The sequence below is a fragment of the Streptomyces sp. NRRL F-4489 genome (assembly GCF_001509485.1).
GTDB lineage: Bacteria > Actinomycetota > Actinomycetes > Streptomycetales > Streptomycetaceae > Streptomyces.
Genome location: NZ_LLZI01000232.1, coordinates 152,799 through 164,443, shown reverse-complemented (window position 1 = coordinate 164,443; position 11,645 = coordinate 152,799). Strand labels below are relative to the sequence as shown.

General features: G+C 71.6%; 10 protein-coding genes. 6 read left to right on the top strand and 4 right to left on the bottom strand.

Going from position 1 to position 11,645, the window contains the following annotated elements:
- Positions 1–36: 36 nt before the first annotated feature.
- A complete protein-coding gene (gene nadA, locus ADL22_RS20735; RefSeq protein ID WP_066981652.1) occupies positions 37–1,215 on the bottom strand; it encodes a quinolinate synthase NadA in 1,179 nt (392 codons plus the stop codon).
- Positions 1,216–1,552: 337 nt separating this feature from the next.
- Between nadA and erpA the strand changes: the two genes are divergently transcribed.
- Positions 1,553–1,906 (top strand): iron-sulfur cluster insertion protein ErpA, encoded by a 354-nt coding sequence (erpA, locus tag ADL22_RS20730; RefSeq protein ID WP_018539634.1) that lies wholly within the window; start codon positions 1,553–1,555, stop codon positions 1,904–1,906.
- A gap of 91 nt (positions 1,907–1,997) precedes the next feature.
- Here erpA and ADL22_RS20725 read toward each other — a convergent pair whose 3' ends face one another.
- On the bottom strand, positions 1,998–3,515 hold the full coding sequence (locus ADL22_RS20725; RefSeq protein ID WP_234430782.1) for a hypothetical protein: 1,518 nt from the start codon (positions 3,513–3,515) through the stop codon (positions 1,998–2,000).
- A gap of 321 nt (positions 3,516–3,836) precedes the next feature.
- Here ADL22_RS20725 and ADL22_RS20720 point away from each other — a divergent pair, with 321 nt between their 5' ends.
- Positions 3,837–4,811, top strand: a complete 975-nt coding sequence (locus ADL22_RS20720; RefSeq protein ID WP_066981650.1) for a carbohydrate kinase family protein — start codon at positions 3,837–3,839, stop codon at positions 4,809–4,811.
- Between the two features lie 10 nt (positions 4,812–4,821).
- Here ADL22_RS20720 and ADL22_RS20715 read toward each other — a convergent pair whose 3' ends face one another.
- Positions 4,822–6,264, bottom strand: a complete 1,443-nt coding sequence (locus tag ADL22_RS20715; protein ID WP_066981647.1) for a cysteine desulfurase/sulfurtransferase TusA family protein — start codon at positions 6,262–6,264, stop codon at positions 4,822–4,824.
- Positions 6,265–6,546: 282 nt separating this feature from the next.
- Between ADL22_RS20715 and coxB the strand changes: the two genes are divergently transcribed.
- The 4 genes from coxB (at position 6,547) to ADL22_RS20695 (ending at position 11,063) form a co-directional block, all read left to right on the top strand.
- Positions 6,547–7,509: a cytochrome c oxidase subunit II gene (coxB, locus tag ADL22_RS20710; RefSeq protein WP_079064293.1), complete on the top strand. Its 963-nt coding sequence runs from the start codon at positions 6,547–6,549 to the stop codon at positions 7,507–7,509.
- The gene (gene ctaD, locus ADL22_RS20705) at positions 7,506–9,236 is read left to right on the top strand and encodes a cytochrome c oxidase subunit I (protein ID WP_066981641.1); all 1,731 of its coding nucleotides are present in this window, start codon (positions 7,506–7,508) and stop codon (positions 9,234–9,236) included. The genes coxB and ctaD overlap by 4 nt, the downstream gene beginning before the upstream one ends.
- Positions 9,233–9,631: a cytochrome c oxidase subunit 4 gene (locus tag ADL22_RS20700; RefSeq protein WP_066981638.1), complete on the top strand. Its 399-nt coding sequence runs from the start codon at positions 9,233–9,235 to the stop codon at positions 9,629–9,631. Before ctaD ends, ADL22_RS20700 begins: the two co-directional genes overlap by 4 nt.
- A 154-nt stretch (positions 9,632–9,785) precedes the next feature.
- On the top strand, positions 9,786–11,063 hold the full coding sequence (locus ADL22_RS20695; protein ID WP_199836344.1) for a L,D-transpeptidase: 1,278 nt from the start codon (positions 9,786–9,788) through the stop codon (positions 11,061–11,063).
- Between the two features lie 31 nt (positions 11,064–11,094).
- Here ADL22_RS20695 and ADL22_RS20690 read toward each other — a convergent pair whose 3' ends face one another.
- Complete coding sequence (locus tag ADL22_RS20690) at positions 11,095–11,508, bottom strand: hypothetical protein (protein ID WP_066981632.1); 414 nt, start codon at positions 11,506–11,508, stop codon at positions 11,095–11,097.
- Positions 11,509–11,645 lie beyond the last annotated feature (137 nt).

Here is an 11,645-nt window from a genome sequence, read left to right as displayed (position 1 = left end):
GCCCGCGGCCCGCCCGTGAGACGGCGGCCGCCCCCGCTACGGCAGCGCCAGCATCCGCTCCAGCGCCAGCTTCGCGAAGTGCTCGGTCTCCTTGTCGACCTGGATGCGGTTGACGACCTTGCCGTCCGCCAGCGACTCCAGCGCCCAGACCAGGTGCGGCAGGTCGATGCGGTTCATGGTCGAGCAGAAGCAGACCGTCTTGTCGAGGAAGACGATCTCCTTGCCCTCGGGGGCGAAGCGGTTCGCCAGCCGGCGGACGAGGTTCAGCTCGGTGCCGATGGCCCACTTCGAGCCGGCCGGCGCGGCCTCCAGCGCCTTGATGATGTACTCCGTCGACCCGACGTGGTCCGCCGCCGCGACGACCTCGTGCTTGCACTCGGGGTGGACGAGGACGTTGACGCCGGGGATCCGGGCCCGGACGTCGTTGACCGACTCCAGCGAGAAGCGGCCGTGCACCGAGCAGTGGCCGCGCCACAGGATCATCTTCGCCGCCCGCAGCTCCTCGGCGGTCAGACCGCCGCCCGGCTTGTGCGGGTTGTAGACCACGCAGTCGTCCAGCGACATGCCCAGATCCCGGACGGCGGTGTTCCGGCCCAGGTGCTGGTCGGGCAGGAACAGCACCTTCTCGCCCTGCCCGAACGCCCACTCCAGGGCCCGCTTGGCGTTGGAGGAGGTGCAGATCGTGCCGCCGTGCTTCCCGGTGAACGCCTTGATGTCCGCCGAGGAGTTCATGTACGACACCGGGACGACCTGCCCGGCCACCCCGGCCTCGGTGAGCACGTCCCAGCACTCGGCGACCTGCTCGGCGGTGGCCATGTCGGCCATCGAGCAGCCCGCGGCCAGGTCCGGCAGGATCACCTGCTGGTCGTCGCCGGTGAGGATGTCGGCCGACTCGGCCATGAAGTGCACACCGCAGAAGACGATGTACTCGGCGTCCGGCCGGGCCGCGGCGTCCCGCGCGAGCTTGAAGGAGTCGCCGGTGACGTCGGCGAACTCGATGACCTCGTCGCGCTGGTAGTGGTGCCCGAGGACGAAGACCTTCTCGCCCAGCCTGGCCTTGGCGGCGCGGGCGCGCTCGACCAGGTCCGGGTCGGAGGGCGCCGGCAGGTCACCGGGGCACTCCACGCCGCGCTCGCTCCTCGGGTCGGCCTCGCGGCCGAGGAGCAGCAGCGCCAGCGGGGTCGGCTGGACGTCCAGGGGCTGGGCGGTGGTCACGACACGCACCCTCTCTTCTCTGCGGAAAGTCCTTGCGGACGGTCTCTGCGGGACGGCGGGATGCGCGGCGGCACCGCCTTTTCGTCTATTTGACGCTATCTATCATAGCCGCTTCACGTCAGTTTGACGATGGCCCTCGTGTCGATGTGACGCATCCGCCGCCCGGCCCCCGGACGCCCCCGCCCGGACGGTCGGCCCGAGGTGTCCCGCGGCCGGTGTGCGAGCATGAAGGGAAGAGAAGGACAGATCACGCGCAGCCGGAATTAATCCGGGACGCCGGCGGTTGCAGCGAAGCGCAACCGATGGCAAGCGGTCCGACAACCCGGGAGAGATGTAGATGAGCGTTCAGGACGAGACCACCGTCACCGACGGCATCATCCTGTCCGACGCGGCCGCGTCGAAGGTCAAGAGCCTGCTGGAGCAGGAGGGCCGGGACGACCTCGCGCTGCGGGTGGCGGTCCAGCCCGGCGGCTGCTCCGGCCTGCGCTACCAGCTCTTCTTCGACGAGCGCTCGCTCGACGGCGATGTCGTCAAGGAGTTCGACGGGGTCAAGGTCGTCACCGACCGGATGAGCGCTCCCTACCTGGGCGGCGCCTCCATCGACTTCGTCGACACCATCGAGAAGCAGGGCTTCACGATCGACAACCCCAACGCCACGGGCTCCTGCGCCTGCGGCGACTCCTTCAGCTGACGGGCCCCGGCCCCACGGCGTACGGAGGCGGCGCTCCCCTGGAGGGGGGCGCCGCCTCCGCCGTATGTCCGGGCCCGGCCGCCGCGGCCCGCTACCGCAGCGGCACCGCCGCGCCGGACGAGGCGTCCACGACCTTCCGGCCGTCCAGCGGCTTGGCCAGCGCCACCGTCTTGGTGAAGTCCTTGGCGATCTTCACGCAGATCTGGCCCGGGTGCTTCTCCTTCCCGGTGACCGTGACCCGCACCGCGCCCGCCGACTCCCGCGCGCTCGCCTCGTAGGTGCTGCACACCCCGCCCCAGAAGTGGACGGTCAGCGTCCGGCCGTCGCCGGACACCGTGTAGCCGGACAGCGCCATCGCCGTCGCCCCCGGCTCCGACGGCCGCGGCCCGGCCGGCCCGGGACCGCGCAGATACCGCGGGTCCACCGCCGTCCCGGCCACCACCGACGTGCTCCCGGGCGCCTGCCCGGCCCCCGCCGCGCGCACGGTGTACAGCCACGACGGCACCAGCACCGTCCCGCCCTGGGCGTAGCGGGCCGCCAGCCCGAAGACCGCCCCGGTCACCTCGTCCGCCGGGTGCCGCCCGTCCGGGGCCGGTTCGCACGGCGCGATCCCGCCCGGGTGCGGGGTCTTGCTGTCCTTGTGCTGGAACGTCGGCACCGTGGGGCAGCCGGCGGGTGTCCGCGCCCCGCCGCCGGAGTTCAGTCCCGCCAGCGTCGCCCTGGCGTCCCGGACCGGGTACTCCGCGCCCTTCACCGGCGCCGCCAACTCCCCGCTGCCGCCGACCACTTGGCCGTCCGCGCCGATCTGCAGCCGGCTCTGCCAGCCGTACGTGGGCAGCCCGCCGATCACCGGGTCGGCGGTCACCACCCGCACCGCGCCGTACGCCTGGTGCGCGTCCAGGCGCGCGCCCGGCTGCCCGAGCGCCGCCAGCACCGGCGCGGCCGCCCGCCGCGCCGCGGCCTCCGGCAGCGGACCGCCGCCGCCGTCCCCGCCCGCGCCGTCCGGCCCGTCCGCCCCGCCGCGGTACGACGGGCAGCCCGGCCGCTCGCCCGCCAGCGGGCACTTGACCCCGTCCCCGCCGCCGTACCGGCTGAACGTCCAGCTCCCGGCCCCGGTCCTCCCGACCCGCAGCGTCGCGCCCCGGCCGTCCGGGCCCGGCCCGCCGACCGTCCACCAGGCGCCGTCCGGGCGCGCCGTTCCGGCCACATCCAGCGCCTTCGCCAGCCGTTCCACGGCCGCCCGGCCGACCTCGCCCGCGGGCCGGTACACCGGCGCCGACCGCGGCCCCTCGGGGAGCGCGCCCGCGATGCGGTAGTGGCCGCCGTTCGGCGCCGGTTCGCCGACCGCGATCGACGCCGAGTCCAGCACCAGCGGCGGCGGCCCGTCGCCGGCCGCGCCCGCCGGTCCGCCGCTTCCGCCGGACGCGGAGGCGGCCCAGTACGCCGCGCCGCCGCCGGCCAGCAGCACCGCGGCGGCCACCGACGCGGCCACCAGCGGGGTCCGCCGCCCGCGCCGCTCGCGCCGCTCCGGCCGGGAGGTCTCCGGGGTGTCCGGAGTGTCCTGGGTTTCCGGGGTCTCGCCGCCACCCGGGGTGTCCTCGGTGCTCACCGCTTGACTCCTTCTGGCTCCGCCGGTCATCTGACGCGCCACCCGCCGGGGGTGGCCGCCGATGGGACGGGCCGGGGGCGCGTACGGTTCCCCGCGCGCCCGCCGTCCCGCCGGTGTCCCGCCGCCCGCGCGCCCTGTGACGGCTCTCACAGCCCGCCGCGCGCCGGGAAGCGCGCCATCCCCGAAGGCGAGGAGAATGTCCTCTCAAGAGGCAATTCTCCGCTGTCCGAGTGTCCGGGAATGCGCGGATGGCGGTGCTCCCGCCCGGTAGCGTTGCCCTCCGTCCGCCCACCCCACGCCCTCCGCAGGAGCAGACCCGCCGTGCGTATCGCAGTCACCGGCTCCATCGCCACCGACCACCTGATGACCTTCCCCGGCCGCTTCGCCGACCAGCTGGTCGCCGACCAGCTGCATACGGTCTCCCTCTCCTTCCTGGTCGACCAGCTCGACGTCCGCCGCGGCGGGGTCGCCCCCAACATCTGCTTCGGCATGGGCCAGCTCGGCATCCGGCCGATCCTGGTCGGCGCCGCCGGCAACGACTTCGAGGAGTACCGCGCCTGGCTCGACCGGCACGGCGTGGACACCCGCTCGGTGCGGATCTCCGAGGTCCTGCACACCGCCCGCTTCGTCTGCACCACCGACGCCGACCACAACCAGATCGGCTCCTTCTACACCGGCGCCATGAGCGAGGCCCGGCTGATCGAGCTGCACACCGTCGCCGAGCGCGTCGGCGGCCTGGACCTCGTCCTGATCGGCGCCGACGACCCCGAGGCGATGATCCGCCACACCGAGGAGTGCCGCACCCGCGGGATCCCGTTCGCCGCCGACTTCTCCCAGCAGATCGCCCGGATGGACGGCGAGAACATCCGCACCCTCATGGAGGGCGCCACCTACCTCTTCTCGAACGAGTACGAGAAGGGCCTGATCGAGTCCAAGACCGGCTGGACCTCCGAGGAGATCCTCGCCAAGGTCGGCACCCGCGTCACCACCCTCGGCTCCAACGGCGTCCGCATCGAGCGGACCGGCCAGCCCGACATCGTCGTCGGCGTCCCCGAGGAGAAGACCAAGGCCGACCCGACCGGCGTCGGCGACGCCTTCCGCGCCGGCTTCCTGTCCGGCCTGGCCTGGGGCGTCGGCCTGGAGCGCGCCGCGCAGGTCGGCTGCATGCTGGCCACCCTGGTCATCGAGACGGTGGGCACCCAGGAGTACGAGCTGCACCGCAGCCACTTCATGGACCGCTTCACCAAGGCGTACGGCCACGACGCCGCCGCCGAGGTCCGCGGCCACCTGGCCTGACCCGGCCGGATCAGACGCGGCGCCGCACCACGTACGCGGCGCCGCGGTCGGCCGGCTCCTCGCCCACGTACTCCTGCTCGCGCATCGCGCACCACGCCGGGATGTCCTGCCGGGCCGCCGCGTCGTCGGAGAGCACGGTCACCGTGGCGCCGACCGGCACCGTGCCGATCACCTTCGCCAGCTCGATCACCGGAACGGGGCAGCGCCGCCCGAGCGCGTCCACCACGACACCGGGCGCCGCCCCTTCTTCCGGGGCCGCCGCCTCCTCGGCCTGTTCCGCGACCGCCGCCCCGGCCGCCCGCACCGGCTCGCCCGCCGGCACCCCGAACCGCTCCCGCACCGACCGCACCGCCTCCGGCAGCACCGCCAGGAAGCGCGCCACATCCTCCTCCGCCGCCCCGTACGGCAGCGAGACCCGGACGTTCCCCTCCGACAGCACCCCCATCGCGCGCAGCACATGGCTCGGCGTCAGCGTGCTGGAGGTGCACGACGAACCGGACGAGACGGAGAAACCGGCCCGGTCCAGCTCGTGCAGCAGCGCCTCCCCGTCGACATAGAGACAGGAGAAGGTGACCAGATGCGGCAGCCGCCGCACCGGATCGCCCACCACCTCCACGTCCGGCACCAGTTCCGGCACCCGCGCCCGGATCCGCTCCACCAGCCCGCGCAGCCGCTCCGCCTCGTCCGGGCCGCTCTCCGCGGCGGCCCGCAGCGCCCGCAGCGAGGCCGCCGCGGCCACCACCGCCGGGAGGTTCCCGAAGCCCGGGCTGCGCCCCGACTCCCGCTCGTCCGACGGCCCCTGGGGCGCGAACCGGGTCCCCTTGCGGACGACCAGCAGCCCCACCCCGGGCGGCCCGCCCCACTTGTGCGCGCTCGCGGTCAGCACCGACCAGTCACCCGGCACCGGCCCCCACGGCACCGACTGCGCCGCGTCCACCAGCAGCGGCACCCCGGCCTCCCGGCAGATCCCGGCGACCTCCGCCACCGGCTGCTCGGTGCCCACCTCGTGGTTGGCGGACTGCAGGCACACCAGCGCGGTGTCCGCGCCGAGCGCCCCGGCCACCGCGTCCGGCGCCACCCGGCCGGCCCGGTCCACCGGCACCTCGGCCACCGTGCCGCCGCCGGCCGCGTGCGCCTCGGCGGCGTGCAGCACCGAGGAGTGCTCGACGGCCGAGTGCACCAGGTGCCGCCCGGCCCGCCGCCGCGCCGCCAGCACCCCGGCCATCCCCGCGTGCACCGCGTGCGTCCCCGAAGGAGTGAACGTCAGCTCGTCCGGGCGGCACCCCACCGCGCCGGCCGCCGCCTCCCGCGCCGCATCCAGCAGCATCCGGGCCCGCCGCCCCTCGCGGTACAGGCGGGCCGGATCGGCCCACCCCTCGTCGAGCGCGGCGAGCAGGGCCTCCCGGGCGACGGGATGCAGCGGGGCGGTGGAGGCGGCGTCGAAGTAGGGCACGTACGAGAAGGTAGAGCACCGGCCGCGGGTCCGCCGGGCGGGCCGTCAGATGCCCCCCGGTGCCGGGAGTTCGGGCCCCGGAACGGCCGCCTCCAAGGGGCCCGGCCACCCCATCGGGGTGCCTCGCGGCGCGTTGGGCACCCTCCCCGCGCGACCCCAAATAGCGTCCAGTAGGGTTTGGTCCGCATAAACATCCAAACCCCTGCCCGACGCAGGGCGGCGACCGACCAGCGAGTAAGGCCGCAGCCGACCGCTCGGGCGAGACTCTCGGGAAGGCGCTACGTGAGTCCCAACGGCTCCGACCGCTCGTCGCGGCGCCCGATGCGGCGGAAGCTGCCGCAGGTGCTTGCTGCGGGCCTGGTCCTGGCGACCGCTACTGGTTGCACATACAAGGACTTCCCCCGCCTCGGCATGCCAACGCCCGTCACCGACGAGGCGCCGAAGATCCTCTCTCTGTGGCAGGGCTCCTGGGCCGCCGCCCTCGCAACGGGTGTGCTGGTATGGGGCCTGATCATCTGGAGCGTGATCTTCCACCGCCGTAGCCGGACGAAGGTGGAGGTACCCGCCCAGACGCGGTACAACATGCCCATCGAGGCGCTGTACACCATCGTCCCGTTCATCATCATCGCGGTGCTGTTCTACTTCACCGCGCGCGATGAGAGCGCGCTCCTCAAGACCTCCAAGAAGCCGGACCACGTCATCAACGTCGTGGGCTTCCAGTGGAGCTGGGCGTTCAACTACCTGGAGGACGTGGACGGCAACAAGGCCACCACGAACATCAACGCTCCGGAGCTCGACGCGATTCCGGACAAGTGGAAGAAGTCCGCGCCGCAGGGCGCGGACGGTGTCTACGACTACGGCACGCCGGCCACGCGCAACCCGCAGACCGGCAACCCGGGCCCCACGCTCTGGCTGCCGAAGGGCGAGACCGTCCAGTTCGTGCTGACCTCGCGTGACGTCATCCACTCCTTCTGGGTGGTGCCGTTCCTCATGAAGCAGGACGTCATCCCGGGCCACACCAACGTCTTCGAGGTGACCCCCAACAAGGAGGGCACCTTCATGGGCAAGTGCGCCGAGCTCTGCGGCGTCGACCACTCCCGGATGCTCTTCAACGTCAAGGTCGTTTCTCCTGCCAAGTACCGGCAGCACCTGAAGGACCTGGCGGCGAAGGGTCAGACCGGATACCTGCCGGCGGGTATCAAGCAGACTGACCACGCCAGGAATGCGGAGACCAAGAACCAGTGAGCATCCTCAACGAACCTCAGGGTGCCGCCGCCGAAACGGCTCCGGCAGCACCGCCCGCACGCAAGAAGCAACCCGGTATCGCTGCCGTCAAGTGGCTCACCACCACTGACCACAAGACCATCGGCACGATGTACCTGGTCACGTCGTTCGCGTTCTTCTGCATCGGCGGCCTGATGGCGCTCCTCATGCGCGCCGAGCTGGCCCGCCCGGGCACGCAGATCATGTCGAACGAGCAGTTCAACCAGGCGTTCACGATGCACGGCACGATCATGCTGCTGATGTTCGCGACGCCGCTGTTCGCCGGTTTCGCGAACTGGATCATGCCGCTGCAGATCGGCGCGCCGGACGTGGCGTTCCCGCGGCTGAACATGTTCGCCTACTGGCTCTACCTCTTCGGCTCGCTGATCGCGGTCGCCGGCTTCCTCACCCCCCAGGGCGCCGCCGACTTCGGGTGGTTCGCCTACTCCCCGCTCTCGGACGCGGTGCGTTCGCCGGGCGTCGGCGCCGACATGTGGATCATGGGTCTGGCCTTCTCCGGCTTCGGCACGATCCTCGGTTCGGTCAACTTCATCACCACCATCATCTGCATGCGCGCCCCGGGCATGACGATGTTCCGGATGCCGATCTTCACCTGGAACGTCCTGCTGACCGGTGTGCTGGTCCTGCTGGCCTTCCCGGTCCTGGCCGCCGCGCTGTTCGCCCTGGAGGCGGACCGCAAATTCGGTGCCCACGTATTCGATGCCGCCAATGGCGGAGCATTGCTCTGGCAGCACCTCTTCTGGTTCTTCGGCCATCCAGAGGTCTACATCATCGCGCTGCCATTCTTCGGCATCATTTCCGAGGTCATTCCGGTCTTCTCGCGCAAGCCGATGTTCGGTTACATGGGCCTGATCGCCGCGACGATTTCCATCGCCGGCCTCTCGGTCACGGTGTGGGCGCACCACATGTACGTGACCGGCGGTGTGCTGCTGCCGTTCTTCTCCTTCATGACGTTCCTCATCGCCGTTCCGACCGGTGTGAAGTTCTTCAACTGGATCGGCACGATGTGGAAGGGCTCGCTGTCCTTCGAGACCCCGATGCTCTGGGCGATCGGCTTCCTGATCACCTTCACCTTCGGCGGTCTGACCGGCGTCATCCTGGCGTCGCCCCCGATGGACTTCCACATCTCCGACTCGTACTTCGTGGTGGCCCACTTCCACTACGTCGTCTTCGGCACGGTCGTCTTCGCGATGTTCGCCGGCTTCCACTTCTGGTGGCCGAAGTTCACCGGCAAGATGCTCGACGAGCGGCTCGGCAAGATCACCTTCTGGACGCTGTTCATCGGCTTCCACGGCACGTTCCTCGTCCAGCACTGGCTGGGCGCCGAGGGCATGCCCCGCCGCTACGCGGACTACCTCGCGGCCGACGGCTTCACGACGCTGAACACCATCTCCACCATCAGCTCGTTCCTGCTCGGCATGTCGATCCTGCCGTTCTTCTACAACGTCTGGAAGACCGCCAAGTACGGCCAGAAGGTCGGCGTGGACGACCCGTGGGGCTACGGCCGTTCGCTCGAATGGGCGACGTCCTGCCCGCCGCCGCGGCACAACTTCCTCACCCTGCCGCGCATTCGCTCCGAATCCCCGGCGTTCGATCTGCACCACCCCGAGATCGCCGCGCTGGACGCGCTGCACAACGGTCGCGAGGGTGACAAGGCGCTGGCCGGCGGCAAGGAGGCGGGCAAGTGAAGATCCAGGGCAAGATGTTCATCTGGCTGAGCGTCTTCATCCTCGCCATGGCGGTCGTCTACGGCGTGTGGTCGAAGGAGCCGGCCGGTACCACGGCGCTCTTCCTGGCGTTCGGCCTGTGCATCATGGTCGGCTACTACCTGGCCTTCACGGCCCGGCGGGTCGACGCGGGCGCCCAGGACAACGAGGACGCCGAGGTCGCGGACGACGCCGGTGAGCTGGGCTTCTTCAGCCCGCACAGCTGGCAGCCGCTCTCCCTGGCCGTCGGTGGCGCGCTCGCCTTCCTGGGCGTGGTCTTCGGCTTCTGGCTGCTGTACTTCTCCCTGCCGGTGATCCTGATCGGCCTCTTCGGCTGGGTCTTCGAGTACTACCACGGCGAGAACCGCACCCAGTAGGGCATCACACGCGAAAACCGCGGCGGACACGCCGCACGGACGGGCCCGGGCACCCCAACAGGTGTCCGGGCCCGACCCGTTCGGCCCCACCGCGGCAGACCCGTTTGCAGTCCTCCAGCGCGCCGCCGAATGGGATTCTTCGTACGTTTGGGGCATGAGTCACAGACCTCGAACCCGGACGGTGCTGAGCTGCGGCCTCCTGCTCGTGCCCCTCGCGGTGAGCACCACCGCGTGCGGGGGCTCGTCGTCGGAGGCCCTCTCGGGCAATCCCTACGACGCGTCGGACCAGATATCCGCCAACACCCCGGCGGACGGCAGGCAGAAGGCGGACCCCGACAAGCCGCTTGAGGTCTCCCTCAAGGGCGACGAGGCCAAGATCACCGACGTCACCGCCACGGACTCCACCGGCCGCTACGTCCGCGGCGAACTGAGCGCGGACGGGCGGCACTGGCGCACCACCGTGCCGCTGGCCGCCGGCACCCGCTACACCGTGCAGGTCAGCACCGAGGAGGAGGACGGCACCCCGGGCCGCAAGACCCTGGTGGTCAACACCAAGGACGCGGACGACCGGCTGACGGTGGTGTTCGGCCCGGAGAGCGGCGAGTACGGCGTGGGCCAGCCGATCACCGCCGAACTCAGCAAACCGGTCAACGACCCCAAGGCCCGGGCCGTCGTCGAGAGCGCCCTGAAGGTCGACTCCTCGCCCCGCGTGGAGGGCTCCTGGCACTGGGTGGACGGCAAGAAGCTGCACTTCCGGCCCAAGGACTACTGGCCCGCGCACGCCACCGTCGCCGTCCACAGCAACCTCGACGGCCTGAAGATCGCCGGCGGGCTCTACGGCGGCCCGGCCAAACCGGTCCGGCTCACCACCGGCGACCGGATCGAGGCCGTCACCGACGCCGCCGCCCACCAGATGACCGTGCTGCGCAACGGCAAGGCGATCAACACCATCCCGGTCACCACCGGCAAACCCGGCTTCTCCACCCGCAACGGCGTCAAGGTCGTCCTGGGCAAGGAGAGCTTCGTACGGATGCGCAGCTCCACCGTCGGCATCGCCGCGGGCAGCTCGGACTCCTACGACCTGCCCGTCTACTGGGCCACCCGGGTGACCTGGAGCGGCGAATACGTGCACGCCGCGCCGTGGTCGGTCGGCTCCCAGGGGGCCGCCAACGTCAGCCACGGCTGCACCGGCATGTCCACCGGCAACGCCCAGTGGTTCTTCAACACCGTCCGGGTCGGCGACATCGTCAAGGTCGTCAACAGCGGCGGCGACACCATGACGCCGTTCGACAACGGCTTCGGCGACTGGAACATGCCGTGGAAGGAATGGCGGGCCGGCAGCGCGCTGAAGAACAAGGCCCCCACGACCACAGGCGCGGCCGAGCGGGAGCAGAACCCCGCCGCCGACGCCCGGCTGCGCCCGCAGGTCTGAGGGACCGCCCAGCGGCCGCCTGAGCGCCTCGTCAGGCCGGTACGGCCTCCTGGGCCAGCCGCCGCCGGCGCAGCAGCCCGGCCAGCGCGTCGGCGAACGCCACCGGGTCGATCGGGTGGGTCACCGCCGCGTCCGCGCGGCTCCACGTGGCAAGCCAGGCGTCCTGCGGGCGGCCGATCAGCAGCAGCACCGGCGGGCACCGGAAGACCTCGTCCTTGATCTGCCGGCAGACGCCCATCCCGCCGGCCGGCGCGGTCTCGCCGTCCAGGACGCAGACGTCGATCCCGCCCTGCTCCAGGGCCTCCAGCACCGCCGGGGCGGTGGCGCACTCCAGGATCTCGATCTCCGGGGCGTCGGGGGCCGGGCGCCGCCCGGCCGCCAGCCGGACCTGCTCGCGGGTGTTGGCGTTGTCGCTGTAGACCAGCACCGTGGCAGTCGCCTGCATCGTTCCTCCACCTGTCTCGCGGCACCTACGTAGCGGTACGGCTCCTGATCAAACCGTTGCGCGATGCTACTCCCGGACCGGCCCCGCGCAGGAGAGGCCGTACGGCCCCGGAAAACCGCCGACACCCCGTCAGGACC

Bases quoted from the DNA above. Each gene is read 5' to 3' on its own strand.
- erpA (WP_018539634.1), top strand. From the start codon at position 1,553: ATGAGCGTTCAGGACGAGACCACCGTCACCGACGGCATCATCCTGTCC.
- ADL22_RS20695 (WP_199836344.1), top strand. From the start codon at position 9,786: ATGAGTCACAGACCTCGAACCCGGACGGTGCTGAGCTGCGGCCTCCTG.
- ADL22_RS20690 (WP_066981632.1), bottom strand. From the start codon at position 11,508: ATGCAGGCGACTGCCACGGTGCTGGTCTACAGCGACAACGCCAACACC.